This window comes from Streptomyces sp. NPDC111507 (genome assembly GCF_055638955.1).
Genome location: NZ_JBVKBU010000005.1, coordinates 309,948 through 328,492, shown reverse-complemented (window position 1 = coordinate 328,492; position 18,545 = coordinate 309,948). Strand labels below are relative to the sequence as shown.

General features: G+C 72.3%; 19 protein-coding genes. 11 read left to right on the top strand and 8 right to left on the bottom strand.

The annotated features are described in order from the left end of the window. The first annotated feature begins 40 nt into the window (after window positions 1-40). Both ACZ7M2_RS22650 and ACZ7M2_RS22645 read left to right on the top strand, forming a co-directional pair. Window positions 41-1,498, top strand: coding sequence for an aldehyde dehydrogenase family protein (locus ACZ7M2_RS22650; protein ID WP_471596775.1), 1,458 nt, complete (start codon window positions 41-43; stop codon window positions 1,496-1,498). A 32-nt stretch (window positions 1,499-1,530) separates the two neighbouring features. Further along, window positions 1,531-2,637 (top strand): NAD(P)-dependent alcohol dehydrogenase, encoded by a 1,107-nt coding sequence (locus tag ACZ7M2_RS22645; RefSeq protein ID WP_471596774.1) that lies wholly within the window; start codon window positions 1,531-1,533, stop codon window positions 2,635-2,637. A 46-nt stretch (window positions 2,638-2,683) separates the two neighbouring features. On the opposite strand, the gene ACZ7M2_RS22640 is transcribed toward ACZ7M2_RS22645, so the two are convergent. Next, on the bottom strand, window positions 2,684-3,634 hold the full coding sequence (locus tag ACZ7M2_RS22640) for an NADP-dependent oxidoreductase (protein ID WP_471596773.1): 951 nt from the start codon (window positions 3,632-3,634) through the stop codon (window positions 2,684-2,686). 69 nt (window positions 3,635-3,703) lie between these two features. Here ACZ7M2_RS22640 and ACZ7M2_RS22635 point away from each other — a divergent pair, with 69 nt between their 5' ends. Then, window positions 3,704-4,660, top strand: a complete 957-nt coding sequence (locus ACZ7M2_RS22635; protein WP_471596772.1) for a GlxA family transcriptional regulator — start codon at window positions 3,704-3,706, stop codon at window positions 4,658-4,660. Between the two features lie 113 nt (window positions 4,661-4,773). Then, window positions 4,774-5,628 (top strand): hypothetical protein, encoded by an 855-nt coding sequence (locus ACZ7M2_RS22630; RefSeq protein WP_471596771.1) that lies wholly within the window; start codon window positions 4,774-4,776, stop codon window positions 5,626-5,628. Window positions 5,629-5,632: 4 nt separating this feature from the next. Here the strand turns inward: ACZ7M2_RS22630 and ACZ7M2_RS22625 are convergent, their stop codons facing one another. Both ACZ7M2_RS22625 and ACZ7M2_RS22620 read right to left on the bottom strand, forming a co-directional pair. Then, window positions 5,633-6,187: a TetR/AcrR family transcriptional regulator gene (locus ACZ7M2_RS22625; RefSeq protein ID WP_471596770.1), complete on the bottom strand. Its 555-nt coding sequence runs from the start codon at window positions 6,185-6,187 to the stop codon at window positions 5,633-5,635. Further along, a complete protein-coding gene (locus ACZ7M2_RS22620) occupies window positions 6,184-6,546 on the bottom strand; it encodes a DUF1304 domain-containing protein (RefSeq protein WP_054234260.1) in 363 nt (120 codons plus the stop codon). The genes ACZ7M2_RS22625 and ACZ7M2_RS22620 overlap by 4 nt, the downstream gene beginning before the upstream one ends. Before the next feature lie 140 nt (window positions 6,547-6,686). On the opposite strand from ACZ7M2_RS22620, the gene ACZ7M2_RS22615 reads away from it, so the two are divergent. Continuing rightward, window positions 6,687-7,145 carry a hypothetical protein gene (locus ACZ7M2_RS22615; RefSeq protein WP_471596769.1) on the top strand — a complete coding sequence of 153 codons (459 nt, stop codon included), beginning with the start codon at window positions 6,687-6,689 and terminating at the stop codon, window positions 7,143-7,145. Further along, on the top strand, window positions 7,100-8,065 hold the full coding sequence (locus tag ACZ7M2_RS22610) for a hypothetical protein (RefSeq protein ID WP_471596768.1): 966 nt from the start codon (window positions 7,100-7,102) through the stop codon (window positions 8,063-8,065). Before ACZ7M2_RS22615 ends, ACZ7M2_RS22610 begins: the two co-directional genes overlap by 46 nt. Window positions 8,066-8,068: 3 nt before the next feature. On the opposite strand, the gene ACZ7M2_RS22605 is transcribed toward ACZ7M2_RS22610, so the two are convergent. After that, window positions 8,069-9,373, bottom strand: coding sequence for a PucR family transcriptional regulator (locus ACZ7M2_RS22605; RefSeq protein ID WP_471596767.1), 1,305 nt, complete (start codon window positions 9,371-9,373; stop codon window positions 8,069-8,071). A 346-nt stretch (window positions 9,374-9,719) separates the two neighbouring features. On the opposite strand from ACZ7M2_RS22605, the gene ACZ7M2_RS22600 reads away from it, so the two are divergent. Beyond that, a complete protein-coding gene (locus ACZ7M2_RS22600; RefSeq protein WP_471596766.1) occupies window positions 9,720-11,441 on the top strand; it encodes a fatty acyl-AMP ligase in 1,722 nt (573 codons plus the stop codon). A gap of 61 nt (window positions 11,442-11,502) precedes the next feature. On the opposite strand, the gene ACZ7M2_RS22595 is transcribed toward ACZ7M2_RS22600, so the two are convergent. Both ACZ7M2_RS22595 and ACZ7M2_RS22590 read right to left on the bottom strand, forming a co-directional pair. Further along, window positions 11,503-13,161: an amidohydrolase gene (locus ACZ7M2_RS22595; protein ID WP_471596765.1), complete on the bottom strand. Its 1,659-nt coding sequence runs from the start codon at window positions 13,159-13,161 to the stop codon at window positions 11,503-11,505. A gap of 12 nt (window positions 13,162-13,173) precedes the next feature. Next, on the bottom strand, window positions 13,174-14,667 hold the full coding sequence (locus tag ACZ7M2_RS22590; protein ID WP_471596764.1) for an APC family permease: 1,494 nt from the start codon (window positions 14,665-14,667) through the stop codon (window positions 13,174-13,176). Between the two features lie 129 nt (window positions 14,668-14,796). On the opposite strand from ACZ7M2_RS22590, the gene ACZ7M2_RS22585 reads away from it, so the two are divergent. The 3 genes from ACZ7M2_RS22585 (at window position 14,797) to ACZ7M2_RS22575 (ending at window position 16,487) form a co-directional block, all read left to right on the top strand. Next, window positions 14,797-15,564: a TetR/AcrR family transcriptional regulator gene (locus ACZ7M2_RS22585; RefSeq protein WP_471597016.1), complete on the top strand. Its 768-nt coding sequence runs from the start codon at window positions 14,797-14,799 to the stop codon at window positions 15,562-15,564. Continuing rightward, window positions 15,561-16,022, top strand: a complete 462-nt coding sequence (locus ACZ7M2_RS22580; RefSeq protein WP_471596763.1) for a pyridoxamine 5'-phosphate oxidase family protein — start codon at window positions 15,561-15,563, stop codon at window positions 16,020-16,022. Before ACZ7M2_RS22585 ends, ACZ7M2_RS22580 begins: the two co-directional genes overlap by 4 nt. A 72-nt stretch (window positions 16,023-16,094) precedes the next feature. Continuing rightward, entirely contained in the window at window positions 16,095-16,487 is a 393-nt protein-coding gene (locus ACZ7M2_RS22575; protein ID WP_352045122.1) for a VOC family protein, read from the top strand. 45 nt (window positions 16,488-16,532) lie between these two features. Here ACZ7M2_RS22575 and ACZ7M2_RS22570 read toward each other — a convergent pair whose 3' ends face one another. After that, the gene (locus tag ACZ7M2_RS22570; protein WP_471596762.1) at window positions 16,533-16,850 is read right to left on the bottom strand and encodes a DUF4235 domain-containing protein; all 318 of its coding nucleotides are present in this window, start codon (window positions 16,848-16,850) and stop codon (window positions 16,533-16,535) included. Window positions 16,851-16,961: 111 nt separating this feature from the next. Here ACZ7M2_RS22570 and ACZ7M2_RS22565 point away from each other — a divergent pair, with 111 nt between their 5' ends. Then, the gene (locus ACZ7M2_RS22565) at window positions 16,962-17,948 is read left to right on the top strand and encodes a cation diffusion facilitator family transporter (protein ID WP_471596761.1); all 987 of its coding nucleotides are present in this window, start codon (window positions 16,962-16,964) and stop codon (window positions 17,946-17,948) included. Window positions 17,949-18,066: 118 nt separating this feature from the next. On the opposite strand, the gene ACZ7M2_RS22560 is transcribed toward ACZ7M2_RS22565, so the two are convergent. Continuing rightward, window positions 18,067-18,510, bottom strand: coding sequence for a nitroreductase family deazaflavin-dependent oxidoreductase (locus tag ACZ7M2_RS22560; protein ID WP_352045125.1), 444 nt, complete (start codon window positions 18,508-18,510; stop codon window positions 18,067-18,069). Window positions 18,511-18,545 lie beyond the last annotated feature (35 nt).

Sequence of the window (18,545 nt, the reverse complement as noted above, 5' to 3'; positions counted from 1 at the left end):
GTTGGTTGAAATCTTGCCGATCAAGGCTGAGGAGTGGGCAATGACGACCACCTTCGAGAGCGGGCCCGGGCGGCTGTTCATCGGCGGACAGTGGCGCGAGGCGGCCGACGGAGCGCGTACGGACGTGATCGACCCGTCCACCGGCCAGGTGGTCACGACGGTCGCCGAGGCGGGTGCGGCGGACGTGGACGCCGCCGTACGCGCCGCACGGGAGGCCTTCGATCACGGCCCCTGGGCCGGTCTGAGCGGACGGGAGCGGGGCAGGGTGCTGCACCGCGTCTCGGAGCTCATCCGCGAGAACGCCGACGAGCTCGCCGCCCTGGAGAGTCTGGACGTCGGCAAGCCCATATCCCTGTGCCGCCCCGTCGACGTGCTCACGGCGGCCGACGAGTACGAGTACTGTGCCGCACTCGCCCAGACCCTGGACGGCGCCACCCGCGACACCCCGCTGGGCGCCCTCGCGTACACGCGCCGGGGACCGCTCGGCGTGGTCGCCGCGATCACGCCCTTCAACTTCCCGCTGATCCTCTCCAGTTCGAAGCTCGCCCCGGCTCTCGCGGCCGGGAACACCGTGGTGCACAAGCCCGCCGACGAGACCCCGCTCAGCGCCCTGTACATGGCCCGCCTGCTCCAGGAGGCCGGGGTCCCGGACGGTGTGGTGAACGTCGTCACCGGCACCGGACCGGTCGCGGGCGAGGCCCTGCTGCGCAACCCCGGCATCGACAAGCTCGCCTTCACCGGTTCGACCGCCGTCGGCCGGCACGCCGCGAGCGTCGCGGGCGAGGCGCTCAAGCCGGTCACCATGGAACTGGGCGGCAACGCGGCCCACGTCGTCTTCGAGGACGCCGACCTGGAGAAGGCGGTCGGCGCGGTCATCAAGGGATTCGTCTTCAATACCGGACAGTTCTGCATGGGCGGCCCGCGGCTGCTGGTGGCACGTTCGGTGTACAGCACCCTGCTGAACATCCTCGCCGACGCCGTCCCCGGCGTCCCGGTCGGCGACCCCCGCGCCCCCGAGACCGTCGTCGGTCCGATGGCGGGGGAGAGGCACCTCCGGAAGGTCGAGGAGTACGTCGAACTGGCCCGCAAGGAGGGCGCCCGCATCGTCTGCGGCGGTGAGCGGCTCGACCTGAACGGCGGCTACTACTACAAGCCCACGGTCCTCGCGGGCCTGCCGAACGACTCCCGCGTGATCCAGGAGGAGATCTTCGGCCCGGTCCTCACCGTCCAGCCCTTCGACAGCGAGGACGAGGCCGTCGAACTTGCCAACTCCACCCCGTACGGCCTGGCTTCGGGCATCCAGACCACCGACCTCACCCGCGCGCACCGCGTCGCCGACCGGCTCCAGGCGGGCATCGTCTGGATCAACGACTGGGCGATGCTCGACCCCGCGGTCCCCTTCGGCGGGGTCAAGGACTCCGGTTTCGGCCGGGAGTACGGGCCCGAGGCCCTCGCCTCCTACACCAAGGTCAAGTCCGTCGTCGTCTCGCTCGGCTGAACCGCGCACCATCACCAAAGGGAGTTCGTACGATGTCCACCCCCACCCGCGCGGCCGTGGTCGAGTCCTCAGGCGCGCCGTTCACGCTCGCCGATGTCCACCTCGACGAGCCCGGCTCCGGTGAAGTCCTCGTCCGTATGGTGGCGACCGGCCTGTGCCACACCGACCTCGGTGTGGCGAGCGGCGGTCTGCCCTTCCCCCTGCCCGGCGTCCTCGGCCACGAGGGAGCGGGCGTCGTCGAGGCCGTCGGACCGGACGTCACCGGCGTCGCCCCGGGCGACCATGCCGTCCTGTCCTTCACCTCCTGCGGCGGCTGCCACAACTGCCGTGACGGACACCCCGCCTACTGCGCCACCTGGCTGCCGCTGAACCTCATCGGTGGCCGGCGCGCCGACGGCACCAGCACGATCAGCCGCGCCGGGACCCCGCTCGGCGGACACTTCTTCGGGCAGTCCTCCTTCGCCGAGCGGGCGCTGGTCGACGCGCGCAGCCTGGTGAAGGTCGACCCCGATGTGCCGCTGGAGTCCATCGCCCCCCTGGGCTGCGGGGTGCAGACCGGGGTCGGTGCGGTCTGGAACGTGCTGAAGCCCAGGCTCGGCGACGCCCTCGTCGTGCTGGGCGCCGGTGCGGTCGGCCTGTCCGCGGTGATGGCCGCCGCCCTGACCCCCGCCACAAGGATCATCGCGGTCGACCGGGTCGCCGAACGCCTCACCCTGGCAAAGGAGTTGGGTGCGACGCACACGATCGACGCGGGTGAGGCCGACCTCGGCGAGGCCGTCGCGCTGCTGACGGACGGTCACGGCGCCGACGGTGTTGTCGAGACCACCGGCAGCGTCGCCGTACTGCGCCAGGGCGCCGACGCGCTCGCCGCGCGCGGCACCCTGGTCGTGGTCGGCGCCCCGCCCTTCGGTACCGAAGTCGCCCTGGACGTCAACGGGTTGATCCCCGGCAGGCGGATCGTCGGCCTCACCCTCGGGGACGGCGAGACCCAGACCTTCATCCCCGCGCTGGTCCAGCTCGTGAAGGAGGGGCGGCTCCCGCTGCACCGCCTGATCAGCCCCTATCCGTTCGCGGACATCGAGCAGGCGGTGCGGGACATGAAGGCGGGCAAGACGATCAAGCCCGTACTGACCTTCTAGCCGACGACCTGTAGTTGCCTTCTGGTCGACGACCCGTACTCGCCTTCTAGTCGACCGTGAGCACGAGCTTCCCCGTGGTCCTGCCGGTGTCGCCGAGCGCGTGTGCCTCGGCGGCATCGGCCAGCGGGAACGTCCCGGCGATCGTCGCGCGCAGCTTGCCCGCGTCGACGAGGTCCGCGACCGCCCGCATGCCCGCGTGGTCCGCCTCCACCAGCATCCGCGCCGCCCGCACACCGAGCGCCGCGGCTTCCTTGTAGAGCTCCTCCGACCCCATCGGCAGGATCGACACCACGATCCCGCCCTCGCGCAGTACCCGCAGCGAACGGAAGGTGTTCTCCTCGCCGATCGTGTCCAGGACGACATCGACGTCGCGGACCGCCTCGGTGAAGTCGGTCTCCCGGTAGTCGATCAGCTCGTCGGCGCCGAGGCCGCGCAGGAACTCGTGCTTGCCCGCGCTCGCCGTGCCGATCACATATGCGCCGCGCGCCTTGGCGATCTGCACGGCCACATGCCCGACGCCGCCGGCCGCGGCGTGGATCAGCACCCGCTGCCCCGGCCGCAGATCGGCCGTGTCGACCAGCGCCTGCCAGGCGGTCAGCGAGACCAGCGGCAGGGCGCCCGCCTCCGTGTGGTCGATCCCGGCCGGCTTGGGCGCGAAGGAGCGGGCGGGCGCGGTGACGTACTCGGCGTGCGAGCCGTGCCCGAACGGGTAGGGCAGCATGCCGAAGACCTCGTCGCCGGGCTCGTACAGGGTGACGCCGACGCCGACGGCCTCCACCACTCCGGAGACGTCCCAGCCCAGGACGAAGGGCGGCTGTCCCAGGAACCCGCCCGTCGCCCGGTGCTTCCAGTCGGTCGGGTTGACCCCGGCCGCCCGCACCCGCACCAGTACCTCGCTCGGCCCGGGGGTCGGCCGCTCCGTCTCCACTTCCTTGAGTACCTCGGGCCCGCCGAGGACGTCCTGACTGATCGCGCGCATCGTGTTCGTAGTGCTCATGAACACAGCGTGCCGGGCCGGCGCGCTCCGCGAAATGGCAAGATTGCCAACCTTCGATAGGATCGTGCCATGAGTCGAGTGGAGCGTGTGGAGCGCGTGGCCGTCCTGGCACTGGACGGCGTCTACCCCTTCGAGCTGGGCATCCCCAGCCGGATCTTCGGCGCCGCGGACGGCCGGTACGAGGTGCTGACCTGCACCGTCGACGGTCGCCCGGTGCGCTGCAACGCGGACTTCTCGGTCACCGTCGAGCACGGCCCCGAGGTGTTGGGCACGGCGGACACGGTGGTGATCCCCGCCATCGACCCGGCCGCCGTGACCGTGGAGCTCTCCGCCGAGGTCACCGCGGCGCTCGCGCTCATCCGCCCGGGCACCCGCATCGTCTCCATCTGCACGGGCGCTTTCGTGCTGGCGGCGGCCGGTCTCCTGGACGGGCGACGGGCGACCACGCACTGGCAGGTGGCCGACGAGTTCCGGCGCCTGTTCCCGGGGGTGCTCCTGGACGCGGACGTGCTCTTCGTGGACGACGGCACGATCCTCACCTCCGCCGGTGCCGCCTCCGGCGTCGACGTCTGTCTGCACATCCTGCGCAATGACCACGGCAGTGAGCTCGCCAACAAGGTGGCCCGGCGCTGTGTGGTGCCGCCCTGGCGCGACGGCGGTCAGGCCCAGTACATCGAGCAGCCCGTGCCGGACGCGGCGGCGACCAGCACGGCGGCGACCCGTGGGTGGGCCCTCGCCCGACTGGGTGACCCGCTGACCCTGGCCGATCTCGCCGGACACGCCCGCATGAGCCTGCGCACCTTCGCCCGCCGCTTCAACGACGAGGTGGGCATGAGCCCCGGACGCTGGCTCATCCAGCAGCGCGTCGTCAGGGCCCGCCATCTGCTGGAGTCCAGCGACCTCTCGGTGGACCAGATCGCCGGCGAGGTCGGTTTCGCGACGGGCACCTCGCTCCGTCAGCACCTGCACGCGGCGATCGGCGTCTCGCCGGGGGCCTACCGGCGCACGTTCCAGGCGGCTCGCTGAGCGACGAGCGCCCACCGTCCCTCGTAGGAGCGCTCACCGTCCCTCGTACGAACGATCAGGCTCCCTCGTGCGTCGGAGGAGGGACAGCGGGTGTGCGTCGAACAGGGGGCGGGATGCGCAGAGGGATCGTGGCGGCGGTGGCGCTGGTGGGGCTGGCGGCGGTGGGGTGCGACGACGACGGGGTGCGCGAGGACCTCGTCGTCACCGGTACGCCCCCGGCCACGCCGTACGCGGGGCGGCTGGACCTGCCGTTCAGGCAGAGCGCGGACGGCAGTGCCCGAGAACTCGAGGAGAGCTCGGGCGCGGCCGGCCGGGCGTTGGAGTGCGACGGCGCGATCTACTCGGGCGGTGGGGGCGACGGGTGGGCCGAGCGTGACGGCGGCTCGACGCCGGAGGAGGGCCTGAACGCGTACTTCGACATGGACCAGCCCGAACTGCCCGATCACGGCTACCGGGTGGAGCGCAGAGCGACGGGCCGCGTCCTGTTCTCGTACGACGTCGACGGCAGGACCAAGGTCGCCGTTGTCGTCGCCAAGGACCAGCCGCACCGCCCCGGTTGGGGCCCGGAGACCTACGCCTCCTGCGACCCGGCCGAACTCCCCGCGAGTTTCACGGACAACAGGTTCGAGATCTGGACCGACCGGGACGGCCGTCGCCTGCCCACCACGACGGTGAGCAGCTCGACGGGGCAGGAGCACTGCGACTGGGAGAGCGTCCACTTCCTCGCGCTGGGCGGGCGCAAGGACGTCAGGCAATACGCCCGCGATCCACGGGGGGTGCTCGGGAGCCACCTGCTCACAGCGGCGTACAGGGGGGACGTCCGCATGCCCGCCCTCGCGCACGACACCGGATACCGCTTCCAAGGCTGGGCGCTCTGGCTGACGGACGACAAGGCCACGGCGTACGTACGCACGAACCACGGGGTGGAGGCATGGCCCGCCACGAAGGAGCAGGCGGCCTGCAGGTGAGAGTTCAGCGGCTCATGTGCAGGGCGACCAGCAACTGCCATACCTGGTCGGCGACTTCGTCCGGGGTGCCCTCAAGGAGTCCGTGCAGCCAGTCGGCGAGCACCCCCGCGAACGTGGCGGCGACCGCGGAGGCCACCAGCGGGGCGTCCGCGGCGCCCGCGAGGGTGCGCTCGGCCAGGCTGCGGGCGCGAAGGTCGCGATGGAGGACGTGCCCGAGCGGGCCGCCCCCGCCCGGGCTGAGCAGCGCGCGGTAGAGACCGGCGTGCGGGGCGAGGTCGGCGAAGAACGCGAGCAGGGCGGGCGGTGCGGACACCGGGTCGGGTCGCCCGCGCCACGCGTGCAGCGCCTCCACGGCCTCCCGTACGACATCGGCGCAGGCGTCGACGGCCAGTGCCTCCAGGTCGGCGTAGTGCACATAGAAGGTGGCCCGGCCGACCCCGGCCCGCCGCACCAGCGCGGCGACGCCGACCTCCTCCAGCGGGTGCTCGGCGCACTCCGCGAGGAGCGCCCGGCGCAGCTTGTCGCGGGTGCGGGCGGCCCGCGGGTCCTCGGGCGTCACCGCGCGAGCAGGACGGCGGCCAGGGCGAGCGCGCCGGGCAGGGCCTGCGCGAAGAGGATGCGGCGGTTGGCGGTGAGCGCCCCGTACACCCCGGCGACCACGACGCACACCAGGAAGAAGACCTGGACGCGGAACCCGGTCGGATCGGCGGCGATCAGCCCCCACACCAGGCCCGCCGCGAGAAACCCGTTGTAGAGCCCCTGGTTGGCGGCCATCGGCGCGGTCGCCCGGGCCATCTCCGGGTCGAAGCCGTGCAGACCGCGCCCCGGCTTCTTCTCCCACAGGAACATCTCCATCACGAGTATGTACGCGTGCAGCGCGGCCACCAGGCCCACCAGCACGTTCGCGACCGTCTCCATCGTCAGCAAGCTCCCTCGTACACGGCTGTCCACGGTGTTCCTGGACAGATGTCTCCTGGACAGATGTCCACTATAGCTGGACGACTGTCCAGGAAGTCACGCGGCGCTTCAGGTTGCCCCGTGCGCTCCTTGGGGTAGCGATGCCGCGTTTTCCGTCGGTCCGGGCGTCGGTGGTGCGCCGGCTGCTGCTCGCACCGCCGCCCGCCGAACCGGGCCACCTGCCGAGGCTCAGGCTCAGGGACGTACGGATCACCGGGCGACTCGACCTGGCCGAGGCGGTCGTCGCGGGGACGCTACGGCTGCGCTCCTGCCGTTTCGAGCAGGTCCCCCGCCTCGACGGCGCCTCCTTGGGGGCGCTGGAGCTCCGCGACTGCGAGCTGCCCGGGCTCTCCGCGGTCGGCGTCACGATCGGCCGGCAGTGCGAACTCACCCGGTGCCGGGTGGCGGGTCCCATCGATCTCTACGGCGCCTCGATCGGCGGCACCCTGCACCTGGAGGCCTGCGCGTCGACGGCTGCACCGACCTGCGGGACACCTCCGTACTGGGCAGTGTCGTGCCCAAGCGCGCCGAGCTGCGCAACCCGTCCGGGATGGCGCTGAAGGCCAACCGGCTGCACATAGGGGGCGACCTGAACTGCCGCGGCGGCCTCGTCGCCGAAGGCACGGTCGATCTGTGCGACGCCCGGGTGGGTGGCGGCGCGCTGTTCGAGGACGCCTCGCTGACCGCGGAGCACGGGCCCGCGCTGCGCGCCCACGGCATAGACGTCGGCGCCGAGTTCAACCTCTGCGACGGCTTCACCGCGCGCGGCCGGCTCTCGATGAGCAGCGTCACCGTACGCAGCCGGTTCTGCTTCAAGGACGGACTCGTCGACGCCCCCGTCGGACAGCCCGCCCTCCTCAGCCGCCGCTCCACCGCCTCCGAACTCGACATGCGCTTTCGCGCACCCGTACGCGGCACGGTCGACCTCAGCCACACCCGCGTCACCGTCCTGAGCGGCACCCCCGAGAGCTGGCCCACGGCGCTGCGCAGGGAGGGCGTGGTCTACGACAGCCTGCTGTCCCCCGAGGGCTTCACCCCACAGCTCTACGAGCAGTTGGCCGCCGCCTACCGCCGGCACGGGCACGACGGCGACGCCCGTACGGTCCTGCTCGCCAAGCAGCAGCGGCTGCGCACCACCCTGCCGTGGCCGGGGCGGGTGTGGAGCGGCCTCCAGGACATCACCGTCGGCTACGGCTATCTGCCGATGCGCGCCGTCTGGTGGCTGTGCGCGATCGTGCTGAGCGGGATCCTGCTGTTCACCCGCTGGCCCCCGCAGCCCGTCGACCCGGGCAAGCCGCCCCGCTTCCAGGCCGCCATCTACACCTTCGACCTGGTACTGCCGCTCGTCGACTTCGGACAGGAACAGGCGTTCAGCCCACGCGGCGGCCTCCAGTGGGCGGCCGCGGTCCTGGTCTGCCTCGGCTGGCTGCTCGCGACGACGGCCGCCGCGGGCGCCAACCGCACACTCCGCAGGGCGTGACCGTCACCGGGCCCCGGCGGCCCGCCGCAGCGCCAGCGCCCGCAGCGCGAGCTGCATCTCGAACTGGGCCGTCGGATCGTGGAGCCGCTCGCCGAACAACTCGTCCAGCTGCCGCATCCGATAGCGGACCGTCTGCGGGTGCACGGCGAGCCGCGCCGCCACCTCACTCGCGTTGTGGCCGCTCTGCAGCCAGGTCAGCAGCGTCTCGGCGAGCCGCTCCCGCTGCGGCGAGCGCATCCGGTCCAGCGGGCTCAGCCGGCGTTCGGCCATCGCGTCCACCAACGCCTCGTCCCGGAAGAGCAGGAGCGTGGCCAGGTGCTCCTGGCAGCGCACCATCTCAGTGTCGGGCAGGATGCCCCGCCGCACCAGCTCCAGCGCCTCGGCCGCCCAGCGCAGTGACCGGGCGCCCTCGTGCAGCGCCACGGTGGGCCCCATCGCCGTACGCAACCCGTGCAGCGCCCCGCAGACCGCCCGCGACCGCCCCGGCCCCTCCGGATCGGGCACGACGAGGACGGCCGGCTGGACGTCGAACCGGGCGAGGAACTCCGGCGGCACGATGGGCCGGCCCGCCGCCGTGGGCCGCGGGCCACGGTCGATCGCGACCACCGCCAGCGCCCTCGGCACCGGCCACCCCGCGGTGTGCGCGAGTTCGCTGATCGCCTCGGCCGACGCCGGCGGATCGGCGGTGAGCAGATCGAGGAGACGGGCCCGCCGCTGCTGCAACTCGCCCGCCCGGTGCAGCCGTGCCTCCGTGTAGCCCGCGGTCGTCGCGGCCGCCATCTCGTCCAGATGCAGGAACAGCGCCTCGCCGAAGGCGGCCAGCACATGGCGCGGCAGCAGTTCGGCGTCGACCAGCGCGTTGATCCGACGCCACGTCACCCGCGCGCCGAGCCGCAGCGCGGACTGGAACGAGTCGAGACTGCGCCCCTCGTCCGCCTCGCCCCGGCCGATGCGCCGATAGGTCTCCTTCACCGGCTCCCAGTCGGTGTCCGGCTGCGCCATCCGCTCCAGGAACCCCTGCAGGGCGTGCTCGACACCCCGCTGGACGACCTGCATGTACGTGTCGTCCGTCGGGCGCGCGTACTCGGGGATCTCGGTCCTGATCGCCCGTACGACCTCTTCCCTGATGTCGGTGAAGAACGGCCGGAGATGGTGGTGCAGGCCCGAAGGGATCGCCTTGAAGGGGCCGTTGGGCTCGTCGCCCGTCTCCTGGGCGGCCCCCGCGTCCGTCGCGTCCACCACGGAGTCTGTCGCCTCGACGGCTCCGCGGTCCGCGTCCTCGCTCTTTGAGGTGGGGAATCCGTTCATCGCTGCGGCTCCCTTCTGCGGGCGCGGTCGGGGGCTCGGAGACGATACCGGCAAGTAACGAGCCGCGCCCCGTCAACGGCGGACAGACGTGGGTGTGTGGATTGTCACTCGGCGACAACGGGGACCCGACGGCACGGACGGTCGACGGCCCGGAGCCCCCGTGACATGGCCCCGGACGCCGCATTGAGGCCCGGTCTTTGTCAGCCGACTGACAGAAGCCGGGTGACGAACTGTCAATACGTCGTCTAACCCGACCGGCACCCCTCGGCGGACGCTGGGCCCGTCCCCCTTGCCTGCCAACCCGCCGGGCAACAGCCCCACGGCCCACACGAGTTGGAGCCACCCCATGACCCCCGCCCGGCCGCCCGCCGACGCACCACTGACGGACCACCTGCGGCACTGGGCCCGCCACCGCCCACAGCAACGCGCCTTCAGCCACGTCGACTTCCCCGACACGGCGTCCCCGGGACAGCACCGCACCCTCGGCTGGCGGGCCCTGGACGCCCGCGCCCGCGCCGTCGCCGACCGGCTCGTGACACTCGTCGCCCCCGGCGACCGGGCCGCACTGCTCATGCCCCAAGGACTCGACTACGTGGCGGCCTTCCTCGGCTGCCTCTACGCACGCGTGATCGCCGTACCGCTCTTCAGCCCCCGGCTCCCCGGTCACGCGGGCGGACTGGCGGCCGTCCTCACCGACTGCGAACCCGGCTGCGTGCTCACCGACTCGGCCACCGTCACCGCGGTCGACGCCTTCGTCCTGGACCACGCGCTGCCCGTCGTACCGGTCGTCCCCGTCGACCGGCTCCCCCTCCAGCGCTTCGCCTTCGACGAGGTCGAGTCCGCGCCGGTCCCCGACGACATCGCCTATCTCCAGTACACCTCGGGCTCCACCCGGGACCCCGCGGGCGTGATCATCAGCCACGCCAACGTCGTCGCCAACGCCCGCCAGGCCATCGACGCCTTCGCGGGCGACCTCGACGATCCCGGCGCCACCACGACCGTCGGCTGGCTGCCCCTCTTCCACGACATGGGCCTGGTCCTCAGCGTGGCCGCGCCCGTCCTCGGCGGCTTCCCCTCCGTCCTGATGGACCCGGCGGCCTTCCTGGAGAACCCCTCACGCTGGCTGCGCCTGCTGAGCGCGTACGACGGCACGATCAGCGCCGCCCCCAACTTCGCGTACGACTACTGCGTGGCCCGCACCGACCCCACCGTGGCCGACGAGCTGCGCCTCGACCGCGTACGCGCGCTGATCAACGGCGGCGAGCCGGTGCGGCCGGGCACCATCGACCGCTTCCGTGCCGCCTTCGCACCCGCGGGCCTCGACCCGGCGGCGCACTGTCCCGCGTACGGACTGGCCGAGGCCACCGTGTTCGTGACGACGGACGCGCCCGCGGCGGAGCCCACGACGGTGGCGTGCGACGCGGGCGCGCTCGCCGAGGGGCGGATCGAGAGCGCACAGGACCTGGCGGGCGCGGCGGCCGTGCTCGTGTCCTGCGGCGCGCCCGTCGGCCAGGAGGTGCGGATCGTCGACGCCGAGGGCGCCGCGCTGCCGCAGGGGCGAGTCGGCGAGATCGAGCTGCGCGGACCCAACATCGGGCGCGGCTACTGGAGGCGCGCCGATCGGACCTTGCGCGACCCCGGGGGTTGGCTGCGCACGGGCGACTACGGCGCTCTGCTCGACGGACGGCTGCTGGTCACCGGCCGCCTCAAGGACGTGATCATCGTGGACGGACGCAACCACTACCCCCAGGACATCGAGGAGACCGTCCAGAGCGCGATGCACCTCGTCCGCAGGGACCGGCTGGCCGCCTTCGGTGTGACCCGCGCCGACGACACGGGCGAGGAACTCGTCGTGGTCGCCGAGCACCGCCACGAGATCGACCCCACCGAGGAAGAGACCCGCGCGAGGGAACGCGACGTACGCGCCGCGATCTTCGCCCGCCACGGACTGCGGCTCGCCGCACTGCTGCTCGTCCCGCCCGGCTCCGTGCCCCGCACCAGCAGCGGCAAGGTGGCCCGCGCGGCCTGCCGGGCCCGCTTCCTCGACGGCGGGTTCGATCCCTGGTGAGCCCCAGGCGTACGGCGTACGGCCCGGAGACCGGACCGCACTCGTACTGCCGCAAGGGGCGTCAGGCTCCCGGCGCCGTGTGGACGCGCTCACCCCCCACATAGGTCAGGGCGACCTTCGCGGACGCGATCTCCTCCGGCGGACCGGCGTACGGGTCACGGTCCAGCACCACGAGATCGGCCAGCGCCCCGGCCCGTACGCTCCCGGTGTCGTCGAGGTGGTTGGCGTACGCCGAGCCCGCCGTGTACGCCATGAGGGCGGCCGTCAGGTCGATGCGCTCGGCCGGCAGGAACACCGGCCCGGTCCCGTCCGGGGCCACCCGGTTGACCGCGACGTGGATGCCCTGAAGCGGGTCGGCGCTGCTGACCGGCCAGTCGCTGCCCGCGGCGAGCCTCGCCCCGGACCGCAGCAGCGCCCCGAACGGGTACTGCCAGGAGGCCCGTTCCGGCCCGAGGAAGGGCAGGGTCAGCTCGTCCATCTGCGGTTCGTGCGCCGCCCACAGGGGCTGGATGTTGGCCGTGGCACCGAGACGCGCGAAGCGGGGTACGTCGTCGGGGTGCACCACCTGGAGATGGGCGAGGTGCGGACGCGTGTCGCTTCGCCCGTTGGCCCTCCGCGCCGCTTCCACGGCGTCCAGGGCGTCGCGTACGGCCCGGTCGCCCAGCGCGTGGAAGTGACACTGGAAGCCGAGCGCGTCCAGCTCGGTGACATAGGACGGAAGCCGAGCCGGATCGATGAAGCTCTTCCCCCGATTCGCGGTGGCGCAGCCGCACCGGTCCAGATAGGGGTCGAGCAGTGCGGCCGTGCCGTTCTCGGCGACCCCGTCCAGCATCAGCTTGACGCTGTCTGCGCGGAACCGGCCCTGGCTCAACGCGGCCCGCCGTTCGACGAGTTCGGGTATCTGCTCGGCCCCACGCTCCCGGTCCCACCACAGCGCGCCGACGACTCGTGCGGTCAGCGAACCGTCGCGGGCGGCCGTCAGATAGGCGTCCGACGGGTCCTCCATCCCCACGAACGCGCCGACCAGCGCGTCCTGCCAGGCGGTGATGCCGAGCGCGTGCAGCTCCCGCTGGGCACGCAGCAGCGCGGCGAGCCGGTCCGCGGCAGTGACCCGGGGAGTGTGCCGGCCGACGTGGTGCATGGCCCCTTCCTGGAGCATCCCGTTCGGCTCGCCCGAGGCGTCCCGCTCGAAGCGCCCGTCGGCCGGGTCGGGCGTGTCGCGGGTGACGCCCGCGAGCTCGAGGGCGCGGCTGTTGACCCAGGCGCCGTGGTGATCCCGGTTCGGCAGATACACCGGCCGGTCCGGCACGACCGCGTCCAGCAGCTCCTTGGTCGGCGTACCGCCCGCGAAGGCCTCCATGGACCAGCCGCCGCCCGTGATCCACTCCCGTTCCGGGTGCGCGTCGGCGTAGGCCCGTACGGCGGCGAGCGTCTCCTCGGCGGTCTTCGCCCCCGTGAGGTCGCACTGGCTGAGCTCCAGCCCCGCAGGGATCGGGTGGACGTGGGCGTCCTGGAAGCCCGGCAGGAGCAGCCGTCCCGCCAGGTCGACCACCTCCGTCTTCGGGCCGACCAGGTCGTGGACCTCGGAGTTTCCGACGGCGGTGATCCGGTCGCCGGTGACGGCGACGGCTGTCGCGCCGCGGCCTTCGGGGCGCCCGGGACCCTCGTGGTTCCCGGGGGTGAGGACCGGGCCGCCGGTGAAGAGGAGATCGGCGTGCATGTGCATCTTTCCTTAGTTGGATGTGGCCAGCAGTTGGGGCGCGTCGGCGTCGGTGCCGTGTCCCGTACGGAAGTAGGGGGACTTACGGACCCACTTCGCCCACGCGGCGGCCAGGAAACCGGAGGCGATCATCAGGGCGGGGGTGAGCAGCAGGAACCAGCCGTTGTCCGCGCTGACTTCGAAGTGGTCGGTGGAGGTGTAGAAGGACCAGGCGAGATAGCCGCCGAGCGCGAGCAGGGCCGCCGCGCTCAAGGAGGGCAGGACCACGGCCCGTATCCCCTGCCGCCAGTCCTCCCGCAACAGGCCCCGGAAGCGGGCGGCGGCCGCGAGGGCGGTGAGCGCGTAGGACAGCGCGACGACGATCCCGACCGCGTTCACCGTCGCCATGATCATGTCGGCGAGACGGGGAATCACCAGGGCGAGGGCGGCGACCACCGTGGCCAGCGCGCCGATCAGCAGCGTTCCGATCGCCGGAGTCCCGTACCGCACGCTGACCTTGGACCACACCGGTCCGAGCGTACGGTCCCGGCTCATCGCGAACATCCCGCGAGCCGTCGGGATCACCCCGGCCTGCAGCGAGGCGACGGCCGAGAACATCAGGGCCACCAGCGGCAACGCGGCCAGCGGCTGGGAAGCGAGCCGGTCACCGAAGAACGCCAGCCCCTGCGCGCCGTGCCCGGCCAACTCCTGCTCGGACAGCACGCGTTGGAAGGCGATCGAGCCGAGGAGGAACAGACCCAGCATGGTGACCAGCGTGATGAGCCCGGCCCGTGAGGCGTCACGCGGATCGCGCACCTCCTCGTTCACGGTGAACGCCGCCTCGAAGCCCCAGTAGCAGAACACCGACAGCAGCAGCCCCTGCGCCAGCGCCGACGCCGAGGGAATCGCGAACGGGTCGAACCAGCTCAGCCGGAACGGGTGCGGACCGTTGACGATGCCGTAGCCGCAGAAGCCCAGCAGCACGACGTACTCGAAGACGAGCAGCCCGCTCTGCAGCCGGGCCGCGGTCCTGACCCCGGTGACCGCGGTGAGGGTGACGGCGACGAGGACCACGATGCCCACCGCGGTCGTCTGGGCGGTGGAACCCGGGTCCAGCGCCAGCCCCGCCACCGTGTGCAGCCCGGCCTCACCGGCCAGTTGGAGCATCGCCGAGCCGGTCACGGCCGTGGTGTACGCGAGGAACGCCACCGTGGCCACGATGTTCACCCAGCCGACGAGGAAGCCGAGCCAGGGGGTGAGCGAACGGCCCACCCACACATAGCCGTTGCCCGCGTTCGGCTCGACCCGGTTCAGCCGGCTGTAGGCGCCCGCGATCCCGAGGATCGGCAGGAACGCCAGCAGCATGATGGCGGGCAGATGCAGCCCGACCACGCCGGCCGTCACGCCCAGCCCGATGCCGATGCTGGTGGTCGCCGCCGTGCTGGAGGCGGCGATGGCGACGCCGTCCACGACGCCGAGCGATTTGCGCAGGGACGGGGGGTCCTCACCGTAGGGCTGCTGCGTCATGGCCTGCTCCGATCGCACCCAGGGGGCCTGATTCCGGCCCGATGACCGGAAATGAAACTGCCCGAGGCCTTAACAGGTCAACGCTGTTGACATAAGGTGCCCGCACCGGAGGGAGAGTCCATGACGTCCATGAACGACCGCGTCGTTCCGCCCGCCGCCCGGCGGCGCAGGCGCCCCACCAAGACCGGAGTCGTGCTCTCCGAGGACCTGATCGTCGAGACCGCGCTGCGGCTGCTCAAGGAGCACGGCGCCGACGCCCTCACCGTCCGCCGCCTCGGCCTCGCCCTCGGCGCCGACCCGACCGCCCTGTACCGGTACTTCCGTGACACCGACGACCTGCTCCTCGCCATCGCCGACGAACTCATCGGCCGCACCCTGCGCACCTGGCGCCCCGCCGGGTACTGGCGCGCCGACCTGCGGGATCTCGGTCTGCGGATGCACGCCGGGGCGCTGTCGCATCCGCAGGCCGCGGTGCTCAGCTCCTACCGCGTCACCGGCCGGGTCCACGAGATCGAGGCCGTCGAGACCATCCTCGGCGTACTGCGCCGAGCCGGTTTCCCGGACCCGGACGCGGTGCGGATCTACCACGCCTTCGTCGACCAGTCCCTGGCCTTCGCCGCCCTCGACGCGGCGAGCCTGGCGCTTCCGCGCGCCGCCCGCGACGCGGAGGCGGGCGTGTGGCGGGCGACGTACGCCCGGCTGCCCGCCGACACCCACCCGCACATCGCGGCGACCGCCCGCCATCTCCTGCTGGACATGCGCCGCAGCGCCTATCCGGTGGCGCTGGACATGCTGCTGACCGCGGCGGCGGCCCGCCTCGAAGAGGTCACCGAGCGCGCCGGTCACGCTGGTCCCTCCCCCGCCCTAGCAGAAGATCAGGAGTCCGCCCGCCCATGAACCCGCCCGCCCGCTCCCCGAAGCAACGCAAGCACGACACCCTCCACCGGCTGGAGAACGACGTCGACTGCTGGGTGTCCACGGCCGACGGCGCCGGGGAAACGCCGTACCTGATCCCGCTGTCCTTCCTCTGGGACGGCACGACCCTGCTGCTCGCCACCCCCGCCGCCAGTCCGACCGGCCGCAACCTGCGCGCGACCGGCAAGGTGCGCCTGGGCATCGGCCCGACCCGCGACGTGGTGCTCGTCGAGGGAACCGCCGAGACGCTGGAACCCGCCGCGCTTGCGGGCGGAGCCGGCGACGCCTTCGCCGAGAAGACCGGCTTCGACCCGCGCGGACTCGCCACGGCGTACCTCTACTTCCGTGTCACCCCGCGGCGCGTGCAGGCCTGGCGCGAGGCCGACGAACTCACCGGGCGCGACCTCATGCGCGACGGGGAGTGGCTCGTGGCGGACTGAATCCGTTCTACGGGGTAACCGGGAACACGGCGGGCGGCCGCCGCCCGCGCCCGGAACCCGTACGGAGGACACATGGCACTGGTCACCGCAGGCGTCGTGGTGCTGGACTGCGCCGAGCCCGAGAAGCTCGCCGCCTTCTACAGCGAGCTGATCGAGGCCGAGGAGACGGACGCGACCGCGAACCGGGTGGAGATCAGGGGCGTCGACGGCATCCGGATGGCGTTCCGCCGCGACGTGACGGCGACACCGCCCAGCTGGCCGCGTCCCGAGAACTCCCTCCAGGTACACCTGGACTTCCAGGTGGCCGACCTGGACGAGGCGGAACGCCGGATCGTCGGCCTCGGCGGGCGCCCGATCGAGACCAAGGACCCGTCCGGTCCGTTCGAGGAACGCGGTTACGCCGACCCGTCAGGACACTCCTTCACCCTGCGCCTCGTGCCGTCGACCACACCCAAACAGGGCTGACCGCCCGACCCGCGCCAGGCCGCTCCCGCGCGGGTCGGGCGGTCCTCAGTCCCGCCCGTCCTTGTCCGAGGACGGCCAGACCCCCGTCGAGCGTTCAACGGCCTTCGCGCCCGTACGGTCCGCGGCGCTGCGCGCCACCGCGAACAAGGCGCCCTGAAGAGCCGCGGCGAGCAGCACCTCGCCCCAGCCGCGGTCCTTGTCCAGGGCGTCGGGCGCGTCCTCCTCGTGACGGATCGCCTTCCAGGTCGCCCGGAAGGCGATCCCGGCCAGCGCGCCGCTCGCCCAGCCCAGCGCGAAGCCGAGGGGCTTGTAGGCGAGGGGGAGTTTGAGTTTCCTCGGCTTCTTGGACACCTTCTTGGACACCTGGTCCTCCTTCTTGGTCGAGGCCGACGGTGCCACCGAATCCGGGTGCGGGGTAGAGGGCGTGGGGGTACGCCGAAGTGTGAGGCGGGCACCCCGGGGAAACCGGCCGAGGTGAACCGGAAACCGAACAAGTCGGACCACAGGACACGCCTCACCGTGCTGGTCGCCCTGGGCGCCAACCTGTTGATCGCCGTGGCCAAGGCGGTGGGCGGCCTCCTCGCGGGCTCACCCGCGCTCCTCTCCGAGGCGGCTCACTCCGTCGCCGACAGCATGAACGAGGTGTTCCTCCTCGCCGCGCTGCGCCGCAGCCGCCGCCCCGCCGACCACCGACACCCCTTCGGCTACGGCAAGGAACGGTTCTTCTGGTCGCTGCTCGCGGCCGTCGGCATCTTCGTGATGGGCGGCTGCTTCTCCTTCCTCCAGGGCGTCGAAGCGCTGCGGAACGGCGCCGAGGAGTCCTTCCACGGCTATGTGGCCGGACTGGCGGTCCTGGGAGTCGCCCTGCTTGCCGAGGGAGCTTCCCTGCTCAGGGCGCTGCACCAGGTGCGCACGCAGGGCGGCGGCGCGGGCGGGATGCGCGACCCCGCCCTGCGTACGGTGGTTGCCGAGGACGGCACCGCCGTGATCGGTGTCCTGCTCGCGATCACCGGCATGGTGCTGCACATGGTCACCGGCCAGGTCGTGTGGGAGGCCTGTGCCTCCCTCGCCATCGGGGCGCTCCTCGTGGGCGTCGCCTTCTGGCTCGGCCGGGACGCGCGCGACCAGCTCATCGGGCGGGCCGCCGACGAGGAGGCGAGCCGTCGGATCCGGGCCCTGCTGGAGGCGCAGCCCGAGATCGACAGCGTGGAGGCGCTGCTCACCATGCAGCTCGGCCTCGACTCGACCCTGGTCGCCGCCCGGATCGACCTCGTGCCGGGCCTGGACAGCGAGGAGGTCGAGGAGGTCGCCGTCCGCATCAAACACTCCGTCGCCCACACCGTCCCGGAGGCCGACCAGATCTTCCTGGACGTCACCGACGCGGGCGCGGCACAGGCCACGGGGCGCGGGAACGTGGCAGCGGAAAGCCCCGCCGCGACGGGGGAGCGCGGCGGGGCCTGAGGCACGGGTGCCCGGCGCGCGACGGATCATGCGCACCGGTTTCCACGGAATGCCCGTCCGCGTCGGTCGGACGGAACCTCTGCCCGGGCCGGTCGGACGGATCTTCCGTGAGGGTCGGTCAGTCCGTCGGCTCCAGCACGAAGACGGGGATCTCGCGGTCCGTCTTCTTCTGGTAGTCGGCGTACGGCGGGTACGCGGCGACCGCGCGCTCCCACCACTGGGCCTTCTCCTCACCCGTGACCTCACGCGCCGTCATGTCCTGGCGCTCGGCGCCGTCCTGGAGCTCCACGTGCGGATCGGACTGCACGTTGAAGTACCAGACCGGATGCTTGGGGGCGCCACCCAGCGAGGCGACCGCCGCGTAACGTCCGTCGTGCTCGACCCGCATCAGCGGGGTCTTGCGGATCTTGCCGCTCTTGGCGCCCAGGGTCGTGAGAATGATGACCGGCAGTCCCGTGTCCATCAGCGTGGTTCCCTTGGTGCCGCCGGAGCCCTCGTACAGCTCCACCTGGTCACGCACCCACTGCGTCGGGCTGGGTTCGTACTCACCCTCAAGAGGCATGACTTCCGTCCCATCGTCGCTCGTGCTGATCCTGT